The organism is Cupriavidus yeoncheonensis (assembly GCF_905397275.1).
Lineage (GTDB): Bacteria > Pseudomonadota > Gammaproteobacteria > Burkholderiales > Burkholderiaceae > Cupriavidus > Cupriavidus yeoncheonensis.
The window spans coordinates 1-22,986 of the sequence record NZ_CAJPUY010000036.1 but is presented as its reverse complement, the minus strand read 5'-3'; the positions used below and the strand labels follow the sequence as shown (position 1 = coordinate 22,986).

23 protein-coding genes are annotated in these 22,986 nt (G+C 64.8%); 15 read left to right on the top strand and 8 right to left on the bottom strand.

Annotation, left to right across the window (positions count from 1 at the left end; all coding sequences use genetic code 11):
- The first annotated feature begins 23 nt into the window (after positions 1–23).
- Positions 24–1,109 (top strand): maleylacetate reductase, encoded by a 1,086-nt coding sequence (locus KHO22_RS30335; RefSeq protein ID WP_211950882.1) that lies wholly within the window; start codon positions 24–26, stop codon positions 1,107–1,109.
- A gap of 147 nt (positions 1,110–1,256) precedes the next feature.
- Here the strand turns inward: KHO22_RS30335 and KHO22_RS30330 are convergent, their stop codons facing one another.
- Positions 1,257–2,171 (bottom strand): LysR family transcriptional regulator, encoded by a 915-nt coding sequence (locus KHO22_RS30330; RefSeq protein ID WP_211950881.1) that lies wholly within the window; start codon positions 2,169–2,171, stop codon positions 1,257–1,259.
- 260 nt (positions 2,172–2,431) lie between these two features.
- On the opposite strand from KHO22_RS30330, the gene KHO22_RS30325 reads away from it, so the two are divergent.
- The 5 genes from KHO22_RS30325 (at position 2,432) to KHO22_RS30305 (ending at position 6,956) form a co-directional block, all read left to right on the top strand.
- Entirely contained in the window at positions 2,432–2,911 is a 480-nt protein-coding gene (locus KHO22_RS30325; RefSeq protein ID WP_211950880.1) for a VOC family protein, read from the top strand.
- Complete coding sequence (locus tag KHO22_RS30320) at positions 2,908–4,131, top strand: FAD binding domain-containing protein (protein WP_211950879.1); 1,224 nt, start codon at positions 2,908–2,910, stop codon at positions 4,129–4,131. The genes KHO22_RS30325 and KHO22_RS30320 overlap by 4 nt, the downstream gene beginning before the upstream one ends.
- A 36-nt stretch (positions 4,132–4,167) precedes the next feature.
- Entirely contained in the window at positions 4,168–4,527 is a 360-nt protein-coding gene (locus KHO22_RS30315; protein ID WP_211950878.1) for a DUF485 domain-containing protein, read from the top strand.
- The gene (gene actP, locus KHO22_RS30310) at positions 4,524–6,161 is read left to right on the top strand and encodes a cation/acetate symporter ActP (protein WP_211950877.1); all 1,638 of its coding nucleotides are present in this window, start codon (positions 4,524–4,526) and stop codon (positions 6,159–6,161) included. Before KHO22_RS30315 ends, actP begins: the two co-directional genes overlap by 4 nt.
- A gap of 120 nt (positions 6,162–6,281) precedes the next feature.
- A complete protein-coding gene (locus KHO22_RS30305) occupies positions 6,282–6,956 on the top strand; it encodes a TetR/AcrR family transcriptional regulator (RefSeq protein ID WP_230427091.1) in 675 nt (224 codons plus the stop codon).
- Between the two features lie 105 nt (positions 6,957–7,061).
- On the opposite strand, the gene KHO22_RS30300 is transcribed toward KHO22_RS30305, so the two are convergent.
- From KHO22_RS30300 to KHO22_RS30285, 4 genes are read right to left on the bottom strand one after another with little or no spacing between them, the layout of a single operon-like run.
- The gene (locus KHO22_RS30300) at positions 7,062–7,640 is read right to left on the bottom strand and encodes an NADPH-dependent FMN reductase (RefSeq protein ID WP_211950876.1); all 579 of its coding nucleotides are present in this window, start codon (positions 7,638–7,640) and stop codon (positions 7,062–7,064) included.
- Positions 7,641–7,689: 49 nt separating this feature from the next.
- Positions 7,690–8,544 carry a pirin family protein gene (locus KHO22_RS30295; RefSeq protein WP_211950875.1) on the bottom strand — a complete coding sequence of 285 codons (855 nt, stop codon included), beginning with the start codon at positions 8,542–8,544 and terminating at the stop codon, positions 7,690–7,692.
- Between the two features lie 44 nt (positions 8,545–8,588).
- The gene (locus tag KHO22_RS30290; RefSeq protein WP_211950874.1) at positions 8,589–9,119 is read right to left on the bottom strand and encodes a carboxymuconolactone decarboxylase family protein; all 531 of its coding nucleotides are present in this window, start codon (positions 9,117–9,119) and stop codon (positions 8,589–8,591) included.
- A gap of 60 nt (positions 9,120–9,179) precedes the next feature.
- Complete coding sequence (locus tag KHO22_RS30285) at positions 9,180–10,085, bottom strand: NmrA/HSCARG family protein (protein WP_211950873.1); 906 nt, start codon at positions 10,083–10,085, stop codon at positions 9,180–9,182.
- 244 nt (positions 10,086–10,329) lie between these two features.
- Here KHO22_RS30285 and KHO22_RS30280 point away from each other — a divergent pair, with 244 nt between their 5' ends.
- The gene (locus KHO22_RS30280; RefSeq protein WP_211950872.1) at positions 10,330–11,253 is read left to right on the top strand and encodes a LysR family transcriptional regulator; all 924 of its coding nucleotides are present in this window, start codon (positions 10,330–10,332) and stop codon (positions 11,251–11,253) included.
- Positions 11,254–11,283: 30 nt separating this feature from the next.
- Here KHO22_RS30280 and KHO22_RS30275 read toward each other — a convergent pair whose 3' ends face one another.
- Entirely contained in the window at positions 11,284–12,192 is a 909-nt protein-coding gene (locus tag KHO22_RS30275) for a LysR substrate-binding domain-containing protein (protein ID WP_211950871.1), read from the bottom strand.
- A gap of 178 nt (positions 12,193–12,370) precedes the next feature.
- Between KHO22_RS30275 and KHO22_RS30270 the strand changes: the two genes are divergently transcribed.
- Complete coding sequence (locus KHO22_RS30270) at positions 12,371–13,069, top strand: pirin family protein (protein WP_211950870.1); 699 nt, start codon at positions 12,371–12,373, stop codon at positions 13,067–13,069.
- Between the two features lie 57 nt (positions 13,070–13,126).
- Entirely contained in the window at positions 13,127–13,549 is a 423-nt protein-coding gene (locus tag KHO22_RS30265) for a DoxX family protein (protein WP_211950900.1), read from the top strand.
- A gap of 106 nt (positions 13,550–13,655) precedes the next feature.
- Here KHO22_RS30265 and KHO22_RS30260 read toward each other — a convergent pair whose 3' ends face one another.
- Positions 13,656–14,816 carry a porin gene (locus KHO22_RS30260; protein WP_211950869.1) on the bottom strand — a complete coding sequence of 387 codons (1,161 nt, stop codon included), beginning with the start codon at positions 14,814–14,816 and terminating at the stop codon, positions 13,656–13,658.
- Positions 14,817–15,045: 229 nt separating this feature from the next.
- On the opposite strand from KHO22_RS30260, the gene KHO22_RS30255 reads away from it, so the two are divergent.
- From KHO22_RS30255 to KHO22_RS30230, 6 genes are read left to right on the top strand one after another with little or no spacing between them, the layout of a single operon-like run.
- Positions 15,046–15,489: a bacteriohemerythrin gene (locus tag KHO22_RS30255; protein WP_211950868.1), complete on the top strand. Its 444-nt coding sequence runs from the start codon at positions 15,046–15,048 to the stop codon at positions 15,487–15,489.
- Positions 15,490–15,535: 46 nt separating this feature from the next.
- Entirely contained in the window at positions 15,536–16,498 is a 963-nt protein-coding gene (locus KHO22_RS30250) for a PDR/VanB family oxidoreductase (protein ID WP_211950867.1), read from the top strand.
- 39 nt (positions 16,499–16,537) lie between these two features.
- Positions 16,538–17,830 (top strand): Rieske 2Fe-2S domain-containing protein, encoded by a 1,293-nt coding sequence (locus KHO22_RS30245; RefSeq protein WP_211950866.1) that lies wholly within the window; start codon positions 16,538–16,540, stop codon positions 17,828–17,830.
- A 36-nt stretch (positions 17,831–17,866) separates the two neighbouring features.
- A complete protein-coding gene (locus KHO22_RS30240; RefSeq protein ID WP_211950865.1) occupies positions 17,867–19,135 on the top strand; it encodes a Rieske 2Fe-2S domain-containing protein in 1,269 nt (422 codons plus the stop codon).
- A 12-nt stretch (positions 19,136–19,147) separates the two neighbouring features.
- A complete protein-coding gene (locus KHO22_RS30235) occupies positions 19,148–19,981 on the top strand; it encodes an SDR family NAD(P)-dependent oxidoreductase (RefSeq protein WP_211950864.1) in 834 nt (277 codons plus the stop codon).
- A gap of 5 nt (positions 19,982–19,986) precedes the next feature.
- Positions 19,987–20,934, top strand: coding sequence for an alpha/beta hydrolase (locus KHO22_RS30230; protein ID WP_230427090.1), 948 nt, complete (start codon positions 19,987–19,989; stop codon positions 20,932–20,934).
- Positions 20,935–21,013: 79 nt separating this feature from the next.
- On the opposite strand, the gene KHO22_RS30225 is transcribed toward KHO22_RS30230, so the two are convergent.
- Positions 21,014–22,750 (bottom strand): AMP-binding protein, encoded by a 1,737-nt coding sequence (locus tag KHO22_RS30225; RefSeq protein ID WP_211950863.1) that lies wholly within the window; start codon positions 22,748–22,750, stop codon positions 21,014–21,016.
- Positions 22,751–22,986: the final 236 nt, after the last annotated feature.

Genomic DNA, 22,986 nt, shown 5'->3' with positions numbered 1-22,986 from the left:
ACTTCCCCGAGAGACATTCAGCAATGGTCCCCTTTGCCTACCAGACTCAACCGCAACGCATCGTCTTTGGCTCCGGCAGCCTGGCACGGCTTGGCCAAGAAGCCGAAGCGCTAGGCGTGCGCAGCGTCCTTGTGCTGTGCACGCCGGGCCAGCGCGCACTTGCCGAGCGCGCGGCGGCCGCGCTGGGCGCACACAGTGCCGGCATCTTCGACGGCGCCGTGATGCATGTGCCGATCGAGCAGGCACGGCTTGCGCGCGAACAGGCCCAGCGGCTAGGCGCCGACTGTACCCTCGCGATCGGCGGTGGCTCGACCATCGGGCTGGCGAAGGCCATCGCGCTGGAGTCCGGCCTGCCGATCATCGCCGTGCCGACGACCTACGCCGGTTCGGAAATGACGCCGATCTACGGGCTCACCGATGCCGGCCTGAAGCGCACGGGACGCGACCCGCGCGTGCTCCCGCGGACGATCCTCTACGATCCGGACCTCTCGCTGGCGCTGCCCGCCATGGTCAGCGTGACCAGCGGCATGAACGCCATCGCCCATGCGGCCGAAGGGCTCTATGCCGCCGACCGTAACCCGGTGAGCCAGTGGATGGCGCGCGAGGGCATCGCCGCGTTTGGCCGGGCACTCCCGGTCATTGCCGCGGCGACGGCGGACCGCGCCGACGACACGCTGCGCAACGCACGCAGCGACGCACTCTACGGCGCCTGGCTGTGCGGCGCCGTGCTCGGCAGCGTGACGGCGGGACTGCATCACAAGCTTTGCCACACGCTGGGCGGCACGTTCAACCTGCCCCATGCCGACGTCCACACGGTGGTGCTGCCCCATGCGCTGGCCTACAACGCCCCGGCTGCGCCAGAGGCAATGGCCGCCATTGCGCAAGCGCTGGACGCCAGCCACGGCAGCGGCCCGCGCGCCGTATTCGAACTGGCGGTGAAGCTGGGGGCGCCCACATCGTTGCGCGACCTGGGGCTGTCCGAAGCGGACCTCGAACGCGCGTGCGACCTGGCGCTGCGCGACCAGTATCCGAATCCGCGGCCGCTCGAGCGTGACGGCATCCGGCAATTGCTGCAAGACGCCTTCGAAGGCAGGCCGCCGTCCGTGTGAACGATCGCGTGAACTACCCGGCGCCGTCAGCGCCGACCGGCAGATACTTCGGAAAACCGGAGCGCTTCCGCGAGGCGCTGGCGGAGTTGCTGGCCACCGGGCAACCCGTGGCGTGATTGCGCACACCGGCAGGGACCCGGGTCCGCGTCACTCGCGGCGGCGGGTCGGCCCGGGCAGCGCGGCCAGGAACTCCAGGAATGCGCCGATTCTTCGCGAACCGCGCTGGTTCGGCAGATACAGCGCGGAGATCGTGGAACTCGCCTGATCCGGATTGACCGACCAGGCGTCGAACAGCACCGTCAGCCGCTGGCTGTCGATGTCGTCGTCGACCAGCCAGTCGGGCAGCAGGCCAATGCCGCCGCCCGCCAGCGCGATCTCGCGCAATACCTCGGCGTTGTTGCTGCGGAAGTGGCCGCTGACCGGGACCCGGGTCTCGCTCTCTCCTTGCCGGAAGGTCCAGACCTGGTCCCGCGACCCATAGCTGAAACGGATGCAGCGATGATTGACCAGGTCGACCGGTTCGACCGGCATGCCGTGGCCTTCCAGATAGGCGGGGCTGGCCACGACGCGGCGGCGGAAGGCGCCAATCTCCCGTGCGACCACATTGTCATAGGATGCCGGACTGCCCAGCCTCACGGACAGGTCTATCCGTTCGCCCAGCAGGTCGACGATGTCATCGGTCAGCGTCACTTCAACTTCGAGCTGCGGGTACTTCGCCAGCCAGCCGCCGAGATAAGGCGCGATGCATCGGCGCCCGAAAGCGACCGGTAGCGACACACGCAGGTGCCCGACAGGCTCCTCACCCCGGTCAGCGATCAGTGCGTCGGCCTCCTCGACCGCATCCAGGATCCTGCGGGCCCGCTGATAGTAAGCGGCGCCGGCTTCGGTGACCGTAATCTGCCGCGTCGAGCGGTTCAGCAGGACCGCTCCAAGCGCATCCTCCAGGCCATCCAGCGCGCGCGTGACCGACGATGTGGCCAGGTTCAAGCGGCGCGCCGCGGCGGAAAAGCCTTTGGCATCCACCGTCTCCACGAACATCTTCAAAGCAAGCAGCTTGTCCATCTTTGCCTCTGTCCGGATGGATGGGTCCATGCGGTCCGTCCCGCACGTTGCACGTCGCCGGATGATGCCATGTCCTGGCCCGCGATGCCTCAGCGCCGCCGGCGGCACGCCTTAGCGGCGTTGCAGCGGCCCCGCCGCCCTCCACGGCACCGCCCCGGGATCAGGGTTAATACCACCCTCTCCACCCTTGGCCGATTCGACCTTCCGCTCTATTATTTATCACACGATCATTGATCGTCTGATAATTTAAGGAGGCAACGATGGCACTGACCAGGCTGGCACATTTCTCGATCCGCACCACCGACCTGGAGCGGTCCTGCGCGTTCTACGAACGCATCCTGGGTTTCCGCCGCGGCTACCGTCCGCCGTTCGACTTCCCCGGCGCGTGGCTCTATATGGGCGACGACGAGCGCGACTACGGCACCGTGCACATCATTGGCGTGGATCCGGACAACGCCGCGGGACTATCGGCCTATCTCGGCGACAAGTCGCTGCCCGCGTCGGGCACCGGCACGCTGGACCACATCGCGTTCCTGGCCACCGGCGTGCAGCAGATGTGGACAACGTTGCGCGCCGAAGGCATTCCCTGGCGCGACCGTACGGTGCCGAGTCTCGGCCTGCACCAGGTCTTCATCGAAGACCCTTCGGGCGTGACGATCGAACTGAACTATCCGGCCGACGAAGTCGCCGGCCTGGAACTGCCGCACGCGGCACAGGCAACAACCGGAGTCATGGCATGAACACCGCACCGCACCAGAAACCCAGGGCAATCGTCGTCGGCGGCTCGCTCGGCGGGCTGTTTGCCGCCAACATGCTCCAGCGCAATGGCTGGGACGTCGAGATCTTCGAGCGTACGCCCGAGGCCCTGACGGGCCGCGGCGCCGGCATCGTCACCCACCCGGAACTGTTCGATGCGCTTGCCGCCGCCGGCGTGGTGGTCGACGACAGCATCGGCGTTCGCGTCGATACCCGCGTCACGCTTTCGCGCGACGGCGCCGCCGTCTCCGAACGCGAGATGCCGCAGACGCTGACCGCCTGGGGCAAGATGTACGACGTGCTGGGCAAGGCTTTCTCCGGCGCCTATCGCACGGCGGCCATGGTGACCGCGGTCGATTCGCATGCCGACCACGCCGTGGTCACGCTGCAGGACGGGTCGACGCACCGCGCCGATGTCGTCGTCGCGGCGGACGGCTTCCGCTCCGCCGTGCGCGAGCGCCTGCTGCCATCGGCGGGCCTGGAGTATGCGGGCTACATTGCCTGGCGCGGCCTGGTTGACGAAGCACGGCTGTCTCCGGACACGCATGCGGCCATCTTCGGCAAGTTTGCGTTCTGCCTGCCACCGCACGAGCAGATCCTCGGCTACCCGGTGGCGGGCGACGGCAACAGCACCGAACCGGGCCGGCGCCGCTACAACTTTGTGTGGTACCGCGCGACGCGGGAAGACGATCAGCTTCCGGACTTGCTGACCGACGCCACGGGCAAGGTCTGGGCCAATGGCATCCCGCCGGGCCTGATCCGTCCCGATGTGCTGGCCGACATGGAAAGCGCCGCCAGCGATCTGCTGGCGCCGCAGTTCGCCGAAGTCGTCGCCAGGACGCCTCAGCCGCTGTTCCAGCCGATCTACGACCTGACCGTGCCGCGCATGGCCTTCGGCCGGATCGCGCTGCTCGGCGATGCCGCCTTTGTGGCGCGTCCGCATTGCGGCATGGGGGTCACAAAGGCGGCCGGCGACGCCATTGCGCTGGTCCGCGCGCTCGCTGGCCACGCGTCGGTCGAAACCGCGCTCGAAGCCTACAGCGCCGAGCGCGTGCAGGTCGGCCAGGCGGTCGTCGAGCATGCGCGCCAACTTGGCGCCTATATGCAGGCACAGCTCAGGAGCGAGCAGGACCGCGAAATGGCCGAACGCTATCGCACCCCGGAGGCCGTCATGCGCGACACCGCCGTATCGCGGCGGTTCTGAAACCATCCGGAACCACAACCACTGGGAGACAACATCATGCCCCAAGCTGCCCCCTGCCCGACTGGCCTCGGCCTTGCCGGGACCGACACGCCGGTCGTGCCGCACCCGATGCTGAGCGAGCCTGCCTTTGAACGCCTGCACCGCATGCGCCGGCGCTTCTCATGGTCGCTCACCGCTGCCATGCTGCTGGTCTACTTCGGCTTCATCCTGACGCTGGCCTTCCGGCCGGACCTGCTCGCCCTGCCTCTGGTGGCGGGCCGGCCGATGAGCGTCGGCATCCCGATCGGCTTCGGCATGTTCGCCTTCACCTTCGCGCTGGTAGCGATCTACGTATACCGCAGCAACACCGTCTACGACCGGATGATCGCGGACATCCGCAACGGAGAGCAATCATGAAGCGCCTGCTGACAACGGTTGCCGCGCTTGCGGCGGCCACCCCGGCCTGGGCGGCCACGCCGCCCGTCGGCCAGGGCCTGAACCTGATCGCGATCGCCATGTTCCTGGCATTCGTCGCGGCGACGCTTGCCATTACGCGCTGGGCCGCCGGGCGCAACCACAGCGTGGCCGACCACTACGCCGCCGGCGGCAAGATCACGGCCATGCAGAATGGCTGGGCCATTGCGGGGGACTACATGTCGGCCGCGTCGCTGCTGGGGATCTCGGCACTGGTCTTCACCAGCGGCTACGACGGCCTGATCTATTCGATCGGCTTCCTCGCAAGCTGGCCGATCATCCTGTTCCTGATCGCCGAGCCGCTGCGCAACCTGGGTCGCTACACGCTGGCCGACGTGCTCTCCTACCGTCTCAGGCAGCGCCCGATCCGCGCATTCTCGGCATCGAGCTCGATCGTGATCGTGCTGCTGTACCTGGTCTCGCAGATGGTGGGCGCCGGCAAGCTGGTCGAACTGCTGTTCGGATTCAACTACACGTCCGCGGTCGTGCTGGTCGGTGTCCTGATGGTGGTCTACGTGTTCTTCGGCGGCATGCTGGCCACCACGTGGATCCAGATCATCAAGGCGGTCATGCTGCTGGCCGGGTGCGCGTTCATGGCATTCATGGTGCTGAGCCGTTTCGGCTTCAGCCTGGACACCTTGTTCGAGCACGCCATCGCGGCGCACGGCAAGCATGACGCCATCATGCGGCCCGGCGGCCTGGTCTCCGATCCGGTTTCCGCCGTGTCGCTGGGACTGGCGCTGATCTTCGGCACCGCGGGCCTGCCGCACATCCTGATGCGCTTCTTCACCGTCGCCGACGTCAAGGCCGCGCGCAAGAGCGTGCTCTATGCCACCGGCATCGTCGGCGCGGGCTATGCCATGATCATCGTGATCGGCTTCGGCACGATCGCGCTGGTCGCACCGGATCCGCTCTATCACACCGGCGCAGGCGCGGTGATCGGCGGCGTCAATATGGTGGCCGTGCACCTTGCCCATGCGGTCGGCGGCAACGTCTTCCTCGGCTTCATCTGCGCCGTCGCATTCTCGACCATTCTCGCCGTCGTGGCGGGGCTGACGCTGGCGGGATCGTCGGCCATCTCGCACGACCTGTATGCGACGGTCATCCGCCAGGGCCAGGCCTCCGACAAGGACGAGATGCGCGTGTCGCGCATCACCACGCTGGTGCTGGGCGTGCTGTCGATCCTCCTCGGGATCCTGTTCGAGAAGCAGACCATTGCCTTCATCGTCAGCCTGACATTCTCGATTGCCGCCAGCTCCAACTTCCCCGTGCTGCTGCTGTCGATCTACTGGCGCGGCCTGACTACGCGCGGCGCCGTCCTTGGCGGCATGATGGGACTTGTGACGGCGGTCGTCCTGACGATCCTCAGCCCCACCGTCTGGGTGCAGGTGCTGGGCCATGCTGCGCCGGTCTATCCGTACGAGTACCCCGCGCTGTTCTCGATGCTTGCGGCCTTCGCCGGGATCTACGTGTTCTCGGTGACCGACCGCTCGGCGCGCGGCGCCTGGGAGCGAGCCGCCTATCAGAACCAGCGCGTCGCCTGCGAACTGGGCATGGGAAACCAGTCCGCGAGCTAGGCCCGCGCGCTCGCCGGGCCGCCGGGCGGTCGCGGGCGACCGCGCCCGCCCCGCTTCTCATGGATCGGGCGGTTGGTACAATCCGGACATCATCCGCATCGCAATGGCGAAAGAGACGTCATGGAGACAAGCCACGTACCCGACATGGAAGACGCCGCCGCCAAGGGCACCAGGCGGCTGTTGCCGGAGGAACGCGAGCAGCAGATCGTCGAAAAGGCCATCGAACACTTCACCCGCAATGGCTTCGGCGGCAGCACGCGCGAGCTGGCACGGCAGATCGGCGTCACGCAGCCACTGCTGTATCGCTATTTCGAGAGCAAGGATGCACTGATCGAACGCGTCTACAACGAGGTCTTCCAGTGGCGCCCGGATTGGGACCGGCAGATCGCCGACCGCTCAATGTCGCTGACAGACCGGCTCTACGCGTTCTACCTCGACTATTCGTCGGTGATCCTTCGCGAAGAATGGATCCGGCTGTTCATCTTCGCCGGACTCACGCACGAAGGCATCAACAAGAAGTACCTGGGCAAGCTGCGCAGCAAGGTGTTCCTGCCCGTGCTGGCCGAGGTCAGGGAAGAGTTCGGCATTCCCGCACCACGCGATGCGGCGGAAACCGAAGCCGAGATCGAGATGATCTGGGGCCTGCACGCCGCCATTTTCTATCTCGGCGTGCGCAAGTGGATCTATGGGCTCAAGGTACCGGCCGACATGGAAGCCGTGGTCCGGCAGAAGGTCGACATGTTCCTGAACGGCGCACCGGCGGCCATACGGGCGCTGCGGGCCAGAGCGAGGTAGGTGGCCGGCCGGATGCTTGCTGTTGGAGATTGCGCAGCGTTCGGTATGAAGAGCCGGCTTCACCGCTGATGGCCAGGCCGACTCGCATGAATCATTCGAGCCTCGTCATCTTTCCCGCGCGGTCTTCAGCGCGTTGGTCCACCACAGCAGGTCGTCGATCGTCTGTCCGGCGGCGGCATCCAGTTCAGCCAGGTGCGCAGTGACGTCCTGGCCTTGAAAATGCGCATAGATCGCTGCAGCCGGAACGTGGATCGCCGATCGGATCGGTGCAAGCTGTATCTCGATCGCGATCTCGCGCAACTGCTCGATGGCGCGCGCGCCGCCGACGCTGCCGTAGCCGACAAAGGTGACCGCCTTGCGGCTCCATTCCGGGTAGACCCAGTCGATCGCGTTCTTCAGCACCGCTGACGGTCCGTGGTTGTACTCGGGTGAAACGATGATGAAGCCGTCGGATGCCGCGATCGCCTCGGTCCAGCGCTTCACAACGTCGTCCTCGTACGCCGGCCGGCCCGGCATCGCCGGCGGGATCGGCGCGTCGAAGAACGGCATCGGAAAGGCTTCGAGGTCGAGCAGGCGCGCGTCAATGCCTTCGCGCTTCTTCAGATGGTCGAGAATCCAGCGTGCAGGCTTCTCGGCGAAACGTCCCTGACGGACGCTTCCGATGATGACGGAAATAACGGTCATGATGTGCTCCGGATAAGTAGATGGTCTCGGTTCTAGTGCGCATCAACGCTCAACGCACCAGGCCCCTGGCGCGCAGCTCGCGACCAATGCGGGCGATTTCGTGCTCGCCTTCGATCAGCGCTGCGGCGCTGGTGTGCACCGAGTAGTAGCCAAGATGGAGATCGTGCGGATGCGGGATCGCCGTACCGAGCACGAAACGCGCATCGGTCACGGCTTCGAACCCGATTGCCGCATCGGAATGGTCGAATACGGCCAGCTCGCCTTTGCCGACCGGGTCGGGCGTGCGCAGGCTGCCGTCCATCACGGCGATCCAGCCGACCCGGTGACCCTGCGGCGGCTGGCAGGTCCAGCGCTGGCCGGCCTTGAGCTGTACCACGAGATAGTTGATGCCCGCCGGGGCATCGATCGGGCTGACGGCCTCGCCGCTGCGGCCGAGCAGCACGCGCGCCGGGCCGTCCGACGGGATTTCATTGACCGACAGATGCTGGCTGAAGGCGGGAGCCAGTTCGCGCTCGGGCGGCAGGGCCACCCATAGCTGGAAGGCCTTGATCGGGGGCTCGGCGAAGCCGGAATGCCAGACGCCGCGACCGGCGCTCATCCATTCGATATCGCCCGCCGTCATCGTTCCTTCGTGGCCGGTCGACTCGACATAGCCGCCTTGCCCCTCTATTGCCAGGGTCAAGGTGGCGATGCCGGAATGCGGATGCCAGCCGATACCCTGTTGGCCGATCGCCTCCTGCGTATCGATGAGATCGAGGAAGACGAACGGCTTGATCAGCTTGCCGACGTCCCCGGGACTGGCCATGCGAACGATCGTCCCGTGCGCATGGCCGTGCGTGCGCAAGACTACGGTACGGCCCACGCTGGCGACGGGGGTGGGCGGCGTTTCGATGACGGAATTCATGGGGCGCTCTCCAGTATTTGAATGGCGAAAGATGAGGTGCCTGGTCAGAGGTCTGTATCGGTTTGCGCGTAGTTGAGGAAGTACCCTGCGAACACCGTCAGCCCCAGGAATGCGAACGCCTCAACCAGTTGCTCATCGCTCCAGCCTGCCTGTTGGGCAGACTTCCACGTGGCGTCCTGAACCTTTCCCGCATTGGCAGCGGCTTCCCTGACCAGGCTGGCCAGCGCGTCGGTCCTGGGGTCGTTCGTCCTGGCACCTGCCTCCAGGGCGGCAACCTGCGCCACGGTCCATCCGCTCATGCGGGCGAACCGACTGGCGAGACCGATCATGTAGCCATTGCCAACCGCAGCGGCAGTGGCAAGGTTCAATGCCCAACTCACCTTCGGACCGAGGGTTCCATGCTCGGCCGTTACGGCGCGCAGCGACGCGTATGCCGCCAGCACCGCAGGAGAATGCGCCATCTGGGCGTGCAGGTTCAGCGGGCGCCCGGTCGGGGAAGACTGGGCAATGCCATGCAGAAGCGGACGCGACGCAACGGGTGCGTCCTCGACGGTATGGGTGGGGATTCGACTCATCGGTATCACCTTATTCGTGGTTTCCTGAACGCACTCCCTCGCGATCTGACGGCTGCGTTCTCAGGCGGCAGCGTGAAGTGCGAAGTTGGCCTTGGCCCAGGCTGCAAACCTCGTCGGCTGCTGGCCGGAGACTTTGTTGGCCAGCGCGATCGCGTCGCGCGAATCCGAGCCCAGATAGGTGTGCGCCTCGAAGTAGGAGAGCATCGCCGCGATGCCTGCGGCGCCCGGAAACCATCCGGCAAATACCTCGCGCGGGACTTGCCGGAACGTGAAGTTGTTTCCTTGGGCATTCACCGTGGCGATGATCTCGTTGAAGCTCAGGAAATCGCCGACCAGCGGCAGGTGTTCACCGTGACCCGCGAGGTCCGGTTGCGCGAACGCGCCGGCCACGATGCGGCCGAGTTCAGTGATGTCCCCCATATGGAAGACCCGCCGCGCGGGATCGATCGGCAGCGCCCAACCCACGGTGCCATCCACCTGCTTCTGCGCGGCCATGGCGCCGAGCAGGTTTTGATAGTAGAAAGGCGCAATCACGAACGTGTGGTGGGCAAAGCCCGCGTCGCGCACGACAGGCTCGAGCTTTGCCTTGGCCGTGAAATGGTGGACATCGATCTTGCCGCGGCTGATCGTCTCCACGTTCGGGAGCGTCGACCAGATGAGGTGCTGCACGCCGGCGTCCTTCGCGGCATTGACAGCGGCGATTGCCTGCTTCGACTCGTCCGCGCCGGCTTCCCAGGCATTGGTCACCAGGAATGCCCCATGTGCTCCGGCAAACGCGGTTTTGAGCGTTTCGGGGCGATTGAAATCCGCCAGAACGACCTCGTCACCAAGCTTCGGATGCGCGGCAGGGTTGCGCGTCAGTGCGCGCACCTTGAATTGACCACTCGCCTGCAGCGCACGCACGACGGCGCCGCCTTGCTGACCGGTTGCGCCGACGACGGCAATGAGTTTCCTGATATCCGACATGGTTGTTCTCCTGCGAGCATGGGTGGAAGCGGAGTGACTTCGCGCGGCGCTCGCATGCTTCGCGAGGCTATGACCACACCGCGTATCTCCTGGCTCATCGCCACGCGGTGCGTGCGAATGAAGTTGATATCCGTGATGCCAGGGAAGTCCTCTGGCGGTAGAGACACCTCAAGTATGGAGATTGGAGCCGCCTCACACTAGGCGGTAAAATAGGATTTGATTCATCCATTTTTGGAGAAATCCCATGCTCGACCTGAATGATCTGGCGATGTTCGTCCAGGTGGTCCGCGCCGGCAGCTTCTCCGAGGCGGCACGGCGTCTGCGGATGCCCGCCAATACGCTGAGCCGGCGCATCGACCAACTCGAAGTGCAGCTCGGCACACGCCTGCTGCATCGTTCGACCCGCAAGCTCGCGCCGAGCACGGAAGGCCAGGCACTGTTCGAGCGCTATGCGCCCGCGCTTGACCAGCTTCTCGAGATCGGCCGGCTCCATGCGGACGAACACGCACTGTCCGGCTCGGTTCGCGTCACCGCGATGGCGGGCCTGTTCGAACTCATCGGCATGGAATGGCTGGTCGAGTTCTATGGGCGCCACCCGCACATCAGGATCGATTTCCTGCTCGACGATACGCCGACCGATCTGATCGCCGAGCGCGTCGACCTGGCCTTGCGCATGGGCATCGAGACCGGCAGTGGCTTCAAGGTACGCCGGCTGGGGCCGAGCGCGATGATCCTCGCGGCGAGTCCGGCCTATCTGGAACGGCACCCGGCACCTCGCACGCTGCGTGAACTGCCCGAACACCACTGCCTGGCGATTTCCAGTCGGCAGGGCCGCAATACGTGGCGTCTGCAGGGCCCGCGCGGAAGTCAGGAGGTGTCGGTCAACAGCCGGTTCGCGGTCAACGACATGCGAGTGCTGGCGCAGGCCTGCATAGCCGGACTCGGTATCGCGCTGCTGCCGCAGCTGATGGTTCAGCCAGACATGGCGCAGGGCAAGCTGGTACGCGTGCTGCCGACCTATCGCCGCGCGAGCGCCGACCTCGGCCTGCAGCTCGTCTACACGAGCCGCCCGCCGGTGCCGCCCGCCGTGGCGGCCGTCGCCGAATTTCTATCGGAGAGCCTCGGCGAAGCGATGGCCAAGGCCGCGCAGGACGCTGCCAGCCAATAGGTTGGTCGCTTTACCCGGGGCGGCCTACGCTCAGTCCAGCTCTTCGTAGCCGGCGGCAAGCGCGTCGAGGAGATGGCGCACGGCCGGCACCATCCCCCGTCGCGTCGGGAAGATGGCGTGCACCAGGCCGGGCTTTGATCCAAGGTCCGGCAGCAAGTGCTGCAGCCGCCCCGATTGCAGGTCACGTTCCACGAATTCCCTGGGCAGCATGGCTACGCCGATGCCTGATGTCGCTGCCATGCGCAGGCTGGCGATGTCGTCCGTCGCGAATCGGGGCCGGTGTACGAGTGACGCGACTTGCCCGCGCGCGTCGACCAGATTCCAGATATACCGCTCGCTCTTGTTGGCCATGGCAAGGGTCGGCCAGTCTTTCAGGGAGTCCAGCGATGCGGGCGTCGCGTATCGCTTCACCAGGGCCGGGCTGGCAACCAGAACGAACGTCGAAGATCCCAACTGCCGGACCGCGAGGTCGGTGTCCTCCAGCGGCGGAAACCTGACCCGGATGGCGAAGTCCAGTCCTTCCTCGATGACATCCACCTGGCGGTTGGTGGCATCGACCAGGATCTGGACCTGGGGATTGTCCCGGATGTACCGGGAGATGATCTCCGCGATGCCGGAATTCAACAGTGCCACCGGGCAACTGATGCGAACGGTGCCCTGTGGCTGGCTCCGTGTCTGGTCGACGATCTCCTTGGCCGCCCTGGATTCCGCGACCAGCGCAAGGCAATGCTGATGGAACTGCCGCCCGATTTCCGTCAGGGACAGGCTGCGGCTGGTGCGATTGAGCAGGCGAACCCCGATCTCCTCCTCCAGCGCACGGACGCGCCGGCTGAGCCTGGAGGTCTGCAGGCCCAGACTGCGGGCGGCCGCCGTAAAGCTGCCGCGCTCGACCACCTCGGCAAACAGCCGAAGATCGTTGAGGTCCGAGATCTGGTTCATGGCTTCGTGCTCCAGGCCGACCCTATCGTTCTATCTGAAGCAAAGATAGATTCCATATCCGGAGCTATGCAAGGAATTGTTGCCCCAATAGCATCCGCCCTGACAAGACAGCGTATCGGCCTTCGATCGGTCGCTATAGCCGCCGCCTCGTATCAGGCGGCCGAACCAGGAGATTGGGATGCTCGTGCACAGGCGCTGGAATTCACTGGACCAGGCTGATAACGGCTGGCTCCGCGCGAAATTCCATTTCCGGGTCAATGCCGCCGGCAACCCCGCGCATCGACCGCTCGACTCCCTGGTCGTCTGGAACGACGATGAGATCGCCGTTGGCGGCGGATTTCCCATGCACGGGCACCGCGACATCGAGATCATTACCTACGTCCGGCAAGGTGTTCTCGGTCACCGGGACACCCTGGGCTGGGAAGGCACGATCCACGCGGGCGATATCCAGGTGATGAGCGCCGGCACCGGCATCCGCCACGCCGAATTCAACCAGGGCGACGTGCCGCTCAAGGTCTACCAGATCTGGCTGCTGCCCCGCGAGACCGGGGCAAAGCCGCAGTGGGCCACCAGGTCGTTTCCAAGGATCGACCGCTCCGGACGATTCGCCGTGCTCGCCAGCGGTTTTGCCGGCGACCCGGACGCATTGCAGATCCGCGCGAATGCGCGCGTGCTCGGTGCCACGCTGAAGGCTGGCGACAGCATCCGGCACCAGCTTGCCCCATCCCGCAGCGCGTACCTCGTCGTTGCCTCGGGCCGGATCACGGTCGACGGTGAGCCCATGGGCCCGCGCGACGGCGCCGCGCTCACCAACGCAGCGGCGCTCGACGTATGCGCCCTCGAAGAATCTGAGCTGGTGATGGTGGAAACCGGCTGAGCCTCTATGTCTCTATCCACCAATGCGCTTTCATTTTTTCGTTCAAAGGAGATCGTCATGGAAAGCAACAAATATCTTCCCCTGTTGGGCCGCATCCTGCTCGGAGCGCCCTTTGTCATGAGCGGACTGGGCAAGCTGGCAGCCTACGGCGGCACGGTCGGCTACATCTCCGCCGTCGGCCTGCCTGCGGCCCCGCTCGCGTACATCCTTGCCGTAGCGATCGAGGTGGGCGGTGGCCTGATGCTGCTGGGCGGGTACAAGGTCCGCTGGGCGTCGCTGGTAATGGCCGCATTTTCCCTGGCCACGGCGATCTTCTTCCACCACAACTTCGCCGACCAGAACCAGATGATTCACTTCCTGAAGAACGTGATGATGGCTGGCGGTCTCCTTCAGATCGCCTACTTCGGCGCGGGCCCATGGAGCCTGGATGCCCGTTCCTCACAGTCCGCCTCCCGCACGGCAGATCTGAAGGCGAGCTGAACGGCCGACTAAGCGGCCGACTAAGCGGCCGAGCCTGCCAGCCGGAACTGCGAACTGACGGTTCGGCCAGTCACAGTTCCGGCGAGCAACGACGCGCGACCCGGCTTCAGAACTTATGACGAAGGCCGACCATCACCCCTGTCTGGTCTACGCCGGGCAACGGGTTGGAGGCCGGCGGCAGGGAACCCCCATCGACGGTGATCGAAGCGTCCCGCTGATTGAACACACGCCCTGCGGTGACGTACGCCGTTGTCCGCTTCGAGAAAAGGTACGACACGCGCGCAGCGATAACCGACGCACCCAGCTCCGTTCCCCTCACGTCCAGATGACCATACTGCAGATCGAGAGAGACTTGCGGAACCGGGAAATAGGTGCCGCCAATCCACCAGTAGTCGCTGGTCTTGTCCGTCACGCCGGGCGCTACAAGGCCACGGTTGTCCCGGCGAAGATAACCCGCGCCAACCGTGGCTCCGCCAAACTTCACGTAGCCGTTGACAAGACTGCGCGTGTCGGTCTGCGAACTGCCCGGCAGCGGCGAGCCCGTCCCTCCTCCGCCATAGTTTCGATCGAACGCGCCTGCTACGCCCCAGCTCGCCGCTTCGTACTTCAGCAAGACCGAAATCGCCTTGCACGCCCGATGGTCCGTGGGGGACTCGCCCGCACATCCTCCAGCAACCGCGGGCGCCACGGCATCCCGGCCAAGGGAGTACGTAGCAGCCACCGTGAAGCCGGCAAAGGTCAGGGTGTAGTCGATCGCATTGTCCACGCGCGCGGTCGACAGATAGGGATCCAGCAGGCCTGCGGCGAAGATGTTCGGGCCCAGGGTATCGCCGATCAGCGAGTAGTAGATCTGCGAATACAGGCGCCCAAGCGAGACGGTCCCCCAAGGCCCGATCAGGCCTACGTAGGCCTGCCTTCCGAACAGCCGGCCATTCTGGTTCGTTGTCCCCTGGTCCGGCGCAATGCCTGATTCCAGCACGACGATCGACTTGTAGCCGCCCCCCAGATCCTCGACGCCCCGCAACCCCCACCGCGACGGATATGACGCTGTGAGAGACGGCATGCGTACCACGCTGGACTTCTTCGCACCGATGTTGTTCACGTACTCGATGCCTGTGTCGATCAGGCCGTACAACGTGAGGCCGGGTGTCAGCGCGCCCCCGTCATAGGCCTGCGCACCTGCGCTGACGAACATGACCCCTAGCGCCAGAGCGCTGCGCGCCGTCCATCCTCGCCAGCGATTGCGCCGGGTTGACCATTGTTCCATCTCCTTCTCTCCTCCTTTTGCCATCTACCTTTAATCTTCCGTGGAAGATAGTTGATGGCTACGCTTGAAGTCAACAGTGGATCGACCTATCAGCGCCATGCTCGGTATTTTCCCTACCTCGACATGCCTTCGACCTCTTACTATTCTTCCGTGGAAGTATTTTTTTGTCGGACGACGGCAAGCGCCCGATGAAGCGCTGATGACACAGCAGTTGTGATAAAGGATGCATATGACGGAGTTCCCCGGATTTACGTGGCATGACGATTTCTCGCTCAACCATCACGCGATGGACGAAACCCATCGGGAATTTGTCGAATGCGTGCAGGCGTTGTTGACAGCCGACGACACTCAACTCGCGCTGGCGCTGGATGGCTTCACCGAGCATGCGCATCGCCACTTTGGCGAGGAAGACGCCGCAATGCGCGACACCGCCTACGGATCGGCCGGATGCCACATCGATGAACATGCGGCAGTCCTAAAGTCGGCCTCAGAAGTGCGCGCACTGCTTGCGCAAGGGCAGACTCACGTGGTTCGCGAGTTCGCACGCGCGCTGGCCGGCTGGTTTCCGGAACACGTGCGCGTGATGGACCAGGGTCTTGCACGCTGGCTGGTCCAGCAACAGTTGGGAGGCTCGCCGGTCGTACTCCAGCGCAGGATTCCCGCGACCCGCTAATTTTTTTGCCTATCAATCTTCCACGGAAGATATTTTTGGAACGATGATGGAAACGCTATTGCAAGTGAGAGTTGCCGCGAGGACGACGCTGGCCGACGGCATTGCGGGTTTCGAGTTACGACCCGAAGCGGGATACACCCTGCCGGCATTCGAAGCGGGATCGCACATCGATGTGCATCTGCCCGGAGGCCTGGTCCGGCAGTATTCGCTCTACGAGCTGTCACCCGGACAGACCTGCTATCGAATCGGTGTGCTGCGTGAACCGGAATCCCGCGGTGGCTCCAGCACACTTGTCGATACGATTCGTGACGGCGACACGCTTTCGATCAGCGCCCCCGGGAATCACTTCCCCCTCCACGGCGGGAACGTCGACACCGTCCTGTTCGCTGGCGGCATCGGCATTACGCCGATTCTTTGCATGGCGCAGCAGCTTGCACGCGACGACCGACCGTTTGAATTGCACTACTGCGGCCGCACCCTGTCGCGCATGGCATTTGCAGACCGCCTGCGGGAAGAGGGCTTTGGCGACCGGGCGCACGTGCATGTCGATGACGGCGCCCCGGAGCAGCAACTGGATGCCCGCGCCGCAATAGGCCTCCCATCCCCGGACAGGCATCTCTACGTTTGCGGACCCGCGGGTTTCATGAACCACATCCTCGAGACGGCAAGCGAGCTGGGCTGGGATGAAGAACACCTGCATCGCGAGTACTTCGCCGCAGGCCCGATCGACCATACGGGCGACCAGCCCTTCGAGATCGAGATCGGGAGCAGCGGCCGGGTTATCCAGGTTGCCGCACAGCAGAGCGCCGCCCACGCACTCCTGGAGGCCGGATTCGATCTGCCGCTTTCCTGCGAGCAAGGCGTCTGCGGCACCTGTGCGACCAGGGTGTTGTCCGGCACGCCGGACCACCGGGATCTCTATCTCACCAGCGATGAGCATGAACGCAACGACAGCTTCATGCCCTGCTGCTCCCGCGCAAAGACTCCAAGACTGGTCGTCGATCTTTGAATCCGCCAGCCGCCATTTCTGAAGGATGAGGAAACCAACATGCTGACAAGGCAGGATAACGAACTGATGTGCAGAACCGGCCGGGACACCGCCATGGGCGATGCCATGCGCAGGTTCTGGCTCCCCGTGGCGCAGTCTGCCGAGATGCCGCTGCCAAACGGGGACCCGCAGACCATCGAAGTGCTTGGAGAGAACTTTGTCGTGTGGCGTGATGGACAGGGACGCCCGGGACTCTATGCGCAGGGGTGCCTGCATCGGGGTGCGTCCATGCAGTTGGCCCGCGCCGAGGGGGATGGCCTGCGCTGCATTTATCACGGCTGGAAATTCGCGGTCGATGGCACGGTGCTCGAAACGCCCAATGTCAGCGACCCGGGATTCAAGGCGCGCATCAAGGGTCGCACCTATCCGGTACGCGAGGCGGGCGGGCTCGTCTGGGCTTATCTGGGACCGGAGGACGAAGAGCCGCCCTTTCCTCACTGGGCGTTCATGGATCAACCGGACGCGCACCGCATCAATGCCTGCGCGATCGTCAACTGCAACTTCGTCCAGGTCATGGAAGGGCTCGTCGATTCGTCGCACCTGACCGTACTGCACGGATCGGCCCTCGCGCAAACCAACGACTCCGACCTGGACTATGCGAAGAACATCTCGCATATGCAGTTCGATGCATCGCCGACGATCGAAGCGGACGAGACGGACTTCGGTTTCCACTATGTCGCCATCCGCGAGACCGACGGCGCGCGCATGGCGCGCGTCACCTCGTTCGCCACCCCGTGCTTCATCGCCAATGCGAACGGAGACGTCTGGCTCGCCATCGTCCCGATCAATGATGAGCGTTGCCGGTTCTTCCACGTATGGTGGGACGCCGACAAGCCCGTTGGAGAAGAGCCGTTGCGCAGTCATCAATTGACCTTCGTCGGCCTGGACGAGCCGACGCTGCGCAAATATGGCATGACCGCCGACACGTGCGACTCGCCGGCCGCCATGTCCCTCGCCAACGGATTCGGCCAGGACCGCGCCCGCCAGCGCAACGGCCATTTCACCGGACTCGACAGCATTACCCAGGAGGACGCCGCGTGCAGCATTTCCAGCGGCACGATCCGCGACCGTTCCCGCGAACTGCTGTCCACCGCCGACATCGCGATCAGCCGTCTTCAACGCACGCTGCTCGCGTGCGCCCGCGCCGCGCGGGATCACAAGGAAATTCCGGCGCTGCGTGCCGAGGCGGGTCGCGCTATCGGCGTGTCCGCCGAGATTGGCGCCGATGAGGACTGGCGCCAGCTGGTCCCCCATCACCGGATCGTTTCACCCGTGCGCGTGCGCGCCGAGTAAGCCCAATCGCGAAATCTGAACAGCAGGAGTACTGATATGTTGACCCACCAAGACAACGACATGCTTTGCCATGTCGGCCCGGGCACGCCGGGCGGCACCCTCATGCGCCGCTTCTGGCACCCGGTATGTACGTCCGCCCAGTTGCCGCACCCGGACTGCGCCCCGCTGCGCGTGCGCCTGCTCGGCGAGGACTATGTCGCCTTTCGCGACACGCATGGGCAGGTCGGCTTTATGGAAGAGCTCTGCATGCACCGGGGCGCCTCGCTGGCGCTTGGCCGTGTCGAGGAAGGCGGCATCCGCTGCCTCTATCACGGCTGGAAATTCAACGCGTCAGGCGCGGTCATGGAGACGCCCAACCATGCAGACCCGAAGTACGCCGCACGGATGAAGGCACCGGCCTTTCCCGTTCGCGAGGAAGGCGGAATCATCTGGGCTTACGTCGGCCCCAGGGAATTGCAGCCCGCGTTCTCGCGCTACGCATTCATGGATGCCGAACCCGCGCACCGCGTAGTCCTGCGCATCAACGTGGCGTGCAACTACCTGCAGCTGGTGGAAGGTGGCGAGGACAGCTCCCATGTTGGTGTGCTGCACACCAACATGGCGCGACCGGGCTGGAAGGACAATGAGTTCTCGCGCAATCCCGACGTGGTCAACCCCGCCGCGCTCGCCTCGAACGACCTGGAGCCCGCGCTGAAGATCGAAGAGACGGCTTTCGGCTTCCAGTATGTCGCGCTGCGCAAGACGGATGATCCGCGCATCCGCAATGCCCGCGTGGTCCCGTTCATCGTCCCGTACGGCCGCATCATTCCCGCACCGGAGTTTCTCTTTACCGTCCTCGAAGTGCCCGAAGACGACACCCACACCAGCACCTACATCGTTGTGCACGGTAACGCTCCTGTGACCGAAGAGACGATCATTGGATTGCTGGGCCTGAACGACCAGCGCTACTACGATCGCAAGAACTGCGCTTTTACGGCAAGCTGGGCGGACTCGTTCGGCCAGAACCGGGAGCTGATGCGGGAAAGCTGGACCGGCTTGCGAGGCGTCGAGGTGGAGGATGCGACGATCGCCCTGTCGCAGGGCCCCCTCTATGACCGTTCGCGCGAACACCTCGTCCCGGCGGACCAGGCGGTCGTGCGCGTGCGTCGCGTGTTGCTGGAATCGGTCCGGCGCGCCATGCAGAACCAGCAACCGGCCGCACTCGGACTCGACCTGAGCGGCGTGGGCGCCTGTGATTCGCAACTGGAAGAGGGAGCGGCGTGGCAAGACCTCTTGCCGTCGCATCGCCGGACCGAAGCCGCATAAGGAGAGCATGCCGTGAACACTGACACCAACCAGAACCACGACCACACCCCGGACTACTTGTCCCTCCTGCGACTCGATGGACGAGGGATCGTGGTCCTCGGCGCCGGCCAGGGAATTGGCGAACAGACCGTCCGCGCACTGGCCCAGGCCGGTGCCCGCGTGCTGTGCGTCGATCGGGACGAAGACCTTGCCAGGAGCATTGCCGACAAGACCGGCGGCATCCCCTGCACGGCCGATGCGACCTCGCGCTCCGATATGCAGCGCGTGTTCGACACGGCACGCCGACACTTCGGCCGCATCCACGGCGTGGTCGATATCATCGGCATCGCGGGTGTCAAGCCGCTGGCCGAGTTTGACGACGAGGCGTGGAACCTGCAGTTCGACGTGGTCGTGCGCCACGCCTTCCTGGCAGTGCAGATCGCCGGCGAGATGATGAAGGCCGATGGCGGCGGCACCTTTGCGTTTGTCGGCTCGCTTGCGGGTGAGCGCGTGGTGCCGAATGAAGTCGCCTACGCCGCATCGAAGGCAGCATTGCACCATTTCGTCCGCTCCGCAGGGGTGGAGTATGGGCGGCACAACATCCGCATCAATGCCGTCTCGCCGGGCTTCGTTCGCACGCCGCGGCTGAACCAGCGGCTGGACGAAGCGACGTGGGCGAACGTCGGCAACGCCATACCCCTCGGACGCGCAGCCACGCCGGCGGAAATTGCGGGGCACCTGTTATTCCTGACCTCGGACCTGAGCGCCCACATGACCGGGGAGATCGTCAATGTCGATGGTGGCCTGGGCGTCATGGCCGCTGTGCCGAAGATCACGTTCGCTCCCTCGGCGACGCCGACCCCCTGAGTACGATGAAAGCCTCTCACCCTCAAGACGGGATTCACCCTTCCCTTCGGCCTCTTGCCGCCGCGGCCGCGGCAAGGCCGAGCATGGCAGAAGTGAGTCCCGAGGAAGCACGTGCGGGCATTGCCGAACGGACCAATGCCCGTCCGCGTGGTCCCCACATCGACAAGGTCTTCGATCTCCGCATCCCGGGCGCCGGAGGCGAAATTCCCCTGCGCATCTACCAACCCAGCGAGGCTAACGGCGTTGTCGTGGCGTTCCATGGTGGCGGGTGGCTGATGGGCGGCATCGACAGCTTCGACGCCGTATGCCGGCACCTCGCCAACGATTCCGGGCTTGCCGTCGTGAGCGTCGACTATCGACTGGCGCCCGAGCACCGCTTTCCTGCGGCCGTGGACGACGCGTGGGACGCGACCCGCTGGATCGCTTCCCACGGCGCCGAACTCGGGCTCCCGACAGGACGGATGACGGTGTTCGGCGAATCTGCCGGGGGCAATCTCGCTGCGGTCGTCTGCCTGCTTGCACGGGACCAGGCGCACCCCCGCATCCTGGCGCAGGCGCTCGTCTATCCCGCTACGGATGCGCGTCTTCAGGCAGATTCACTGAACACCTACGCGGAAGGCTTCATGCAGCGCAAGGCCGATGTCGAATATGCCTTCCATACCTATGCACTCCGGCATGGCGTATTGCCGTCGGCATGGAAGCTTTCACCCCTGCTCGCAGCAAGCCATGCCGGCCTGCCGCCTGCGCTCGTCATCAGCGCAGAGTGCGACGCTGTCCGCGACGACGGCGAAGCCTATGCGGCCAGGCTGGCCGAGGCGGGTGTTCCGGCCACATGCGTCCGCTACCAGGGCATGCTGCATACGTTCTACAGCATGCGCGGCCTCATCGATGCCGCCGCCACCGCCCAGCAGCAGGTGGCCGGTTTCCTCCGTGCGGCAACGGACAACGCCTAGTCGATGCAGACAGTTGGCACCGTTGGTACGCCCGGGCGTTCTCCGGGCGACCAACGGTACTCAGTGACTTCCAGCCGGGTCAGGCAGTCTTTCCTTCGCTCAGGTTGAGCTCTCGAATCATGCTGTCGCGCATGACGAACTTCTGCACCTTGCCGGTGACCGTCATGGGCATCTCGTCAACAAACCGGATATAGCGCGGAATCTTGTAGTGGGCGATCTGGCCCCGGCAGAACTCGCGGATCTCCTCCTCGGTCGCGCCCTGACCCTGCCGGAGTGCGATCCACGCACAGATCTCCTCCCCATACCTGGGGTCGGGCACCCCGAAAACCTGGACGGATTGCACCTTGGGATGGCGGAACAGGAACTCCTCGATCTCGCGCGGATAGACGTTCTCGCCGCCGCGGATCAGCATGTCCTTGACGCGGCCGACGATATTGCAGTATCCCTCGGCATCGATCGTGGCCAGGTCTCCCGTATGCATCCAGCCGTCGCGGATGGATTCGCGCGTGCGTGGCTCGTCGTCCCAGTAGCCGGGCATGACCGAGTAGCCTCTCGTACACAGCTCTCCCGTGACGCCAACCGCTACGGTCTGACCGTCCGCATCGACCACCCTGCACTCCAGATGTGGCTGCACCCGGCCCACGGTGGAGACGCGCCGGTCGAGCGGGTCATCCGTCGCGCTCTGGAACGAGACAGGACTCGTCTCGGTCATGCCGTAGGCAATGGTGATCTCCGTCATGTGCATGTCGGCGACCACCCGCTTCATCACTTCGATCGGACAGGGAGCGCCGGCCATGATGCCGGTACGCAGGCTCGAAAAATCGTAGCTCGCGAAACCCGGGTGATCGAGCTGGGCGATGAACATGGTAGGCACGCCGTGGAGGGCGGTGCAACGCTCTTCGCTGATCGCTGCCATTGTCGCCACCGGGTCGAACGCTTCGCCCGGGAAGACCATGCAGGCACCGGTGAAGGTACACACCAGGACAGACATGACCATGCCGAAGCAATGGTATAGCGGCACGGGAATGCATAGCCGGTCATCGTCCCGCAGATTCATCGCCATGCCGACGTAGCGGGCATTGTTGACGATGTTCCGGTGCGTGAGGGTCGCGCCCTTGGGCGCGCCGGTCGTGCCGCTTGTGAACTGGATGTTGATGGGATCGCGCGGATCGAGTCCGGCCGAAATCGCGTCAAGCTCGCTGACGTCCACGCCGGCGCCGCGCGCCACCACGTCCAGGCAGGTCAGCATGCCGGGCGTGGCCACGTTCTCCATGCGAATGACCCAGCGCAGTGCCGGCAGTCTCGCCGCCTGCAGCGCGCCGGGCTCGCAGTGCTGCAGTTCCGGAGCCAGCGTCTGCAGCATCTCCAGGTAGCGCGACGTCTTGAAGGACTCGGGCGCGATGATCGCCTTGCAGCCCACCTTGTTCAGTGCGTACTCGACCTCGGCAAGCTGATAGGCCGGATTGATATTGACCAGTACCAGGCCAAGGCGGGCCGTGGCGAACTGTGTCACGGTCCACTCGAAGCGATTGGGCGACCAGATACCGATGCGGTCGCCCCGGCGCAGGCCGAGTGCGTGAAGGCCTGCGGCCATCGCATTCACGGCGTCGGAGAATTCCTGCCAGTTCCAGCGAATGCCCTGCTCGCGAAAGATGACCGCGGGCCGCAAGCCGAACCGCTTTACCGTCTCCGCGAGCAGTGCGGGGATGGTCTGCTCGCTCAGCGGCGGCGAAGTGTCTCCCTTCGCATAGGACAGCCCGTTGGCGGGCAAGGTCGCTCCAGTCTCATGCCGGGACGTCTCCAGCTGCATCGTCATACTTGTCTCCAGGGTACTGCGGGGGAGCTTCGCCCCCAACCGCTAGCCACGGAGTTTATATTATACGATCGTAAAATACAGAGCCAGAAAATGTTCAACTGCGGGGCCGGCTTGTTGCGACAACACGCGCGGCAATCTTCACTTGGAACCCATTTCAGAATGAGGAAGGGGCGCGAAGGCTGTTGCCGGGCCGCAGGGCTAGGCGTGGCCGACGCCGCGTGGTCATTCCACGCAAG

Coding starts and splice junctions, on each gene's coding strand:
- KHO22_RS30315 (WP_211950878.1), top strand. CDS start 4,168: ATGCCCCAAGCTGCCCCCTGCCCGACTGGCCTCGGCCTTGCCGGGACC.
- KHO22_RS30290 (WP_211950874.1), bottom strand. CDS start 9,119: ATGAGTCGAATCCCCACCCATACCGTCGAGGACGCACCCGTTGCGTCG.
- actP (WP_211950877.1), top strand. CDS start 4,524: ATGAAGCGCCTGCTGACAACGGTTGCCGCGCTTGCGGCGGCCACCCCG.
- KHO22_RS30255 (WP_211950868.1), top strand. CDS start 15,046: ATGACGGAGTTCCCCGGATTTACGTGGCATGACGATTTCTCGCTCAAC.
- KHO22_RS30305 (WP_230427091.1), top strand. CDS start 6,282: ATGGAGACAAGCCACGTACCCGACATGGAAGACGCCGCCGCCAAGGGC.
- KHO22_RS30325 (WP_211950880.1), top strand. CDS start 2,432: ATGGCACTGACCAGGCTGGCACATTTCTCGATCCGCACCACCGACCTG.
- KHO22_RS30285 (WP_211950873.1), bottom strand. CDS start 10,085: ATGTCGGATATCAGGAAACTCATTGCCGTCGTCGGCGCAACCGGTCAG.
- KHO22_RS30265 (WP_211950900.1), top strand. CDS start 13,127: ATGGAAAGCAACAAATATCTTCCCCTGTTGGGCCGCATCCTGCTCGGA.
- KHO22_RS30250 (WP_211950867.1), top strand. CDS start 15,536: ATGGAAACGCTATTGCAAGTGAGAGTTGCCGCGAGGACGACGCTGGCC.
- KHO22_RS30335 (WP_211950882.1), top strand. CDS start 24: ATGGTCCCCTTTGCCTACCAGACTCAACCGCAACGCATCGTCTTTGGC.
- KHO22_RS30270 (WP_211950870.1), top strand. CDS start 12,371: ATGCTCGTGCACAGGCGCTGGAATTCACTGGACCAGGCTGATAACGGC.
- KHO22_RS30230 (WP_230427090.1), top strand. CDS start 19,987: ATGAAAGCCTCTCACCCTCAAGACGGGATTCACCCTTCCCTTCGGCCT.
- KHO22_RS30300 (WP_211950876.1), bottom strand. CDS start 7,640: ATGACCGTTATTTCCGTCATCATCGGAAGCGTCCGTCAGGGACGTTTC.
- KHO22_RS30320 (WP_211950879.1), top strand. CDS start 2,908: ATGAACACCGCACCGCACCAGAAACCCAGGGCAATCGTCGTCGGCGGC.
- KHO22_RS30240 (WP_211950865.1), top strand. CDS start 17,867: ATGTTGACCCACCAAGACAACGACATGCTTTGCCATGTCGGCCCGGGC.
- KHO22_RS30245 (WP_211950866.1), top strand. CDS start 16,538: ATGCTGACAAGGCAGGATAACGAACTGATGTGCAGAACCGGCCGGGAC.
- KHO22_RS30330 (WP_211950881.1), bottom strand. CDS start 2,171: ATGGACAAGCTGCTTGCTTTGAAGATGTTCGTGGAGACGGTGGATGCC.
- KHO22_RS30260 (WP_211950869.1), bottom strand. CDS start 14,816: ATGGAACAATGGTCAACCCGGCGCAATCGCTGGCGAGGATGGACGGCG.
- KHO22_RS30275 (WP_211950871.1), bottom strand. CDS start 12,192: ATGAACCAGATCTCGGACCTCAACGATCTTCGGCTGTTTGCCGAGGTG.
- KHO22_RS30225 (WP_211950863.1), bottom strand. CDS start 22,750: ATGACGATGCAGCTGGAGACGTCCCGGCATGAGACTGGAGCGACCTTG.
- KHO22_RS30280 (WP_211950872.1), top strand. CDS start 10,330: ATGCTCGACCTGAATGATCTGGCGATGTTCGTCCAGGTGGTCCGCGCC.
- KHO22_RS30295 (WP_211950875.1), bottom strand. CDS start 8,544: ATGAATTCCGTCATCGAAACGCCGCCCACCCCCGTCGCCAGCGTGGGC.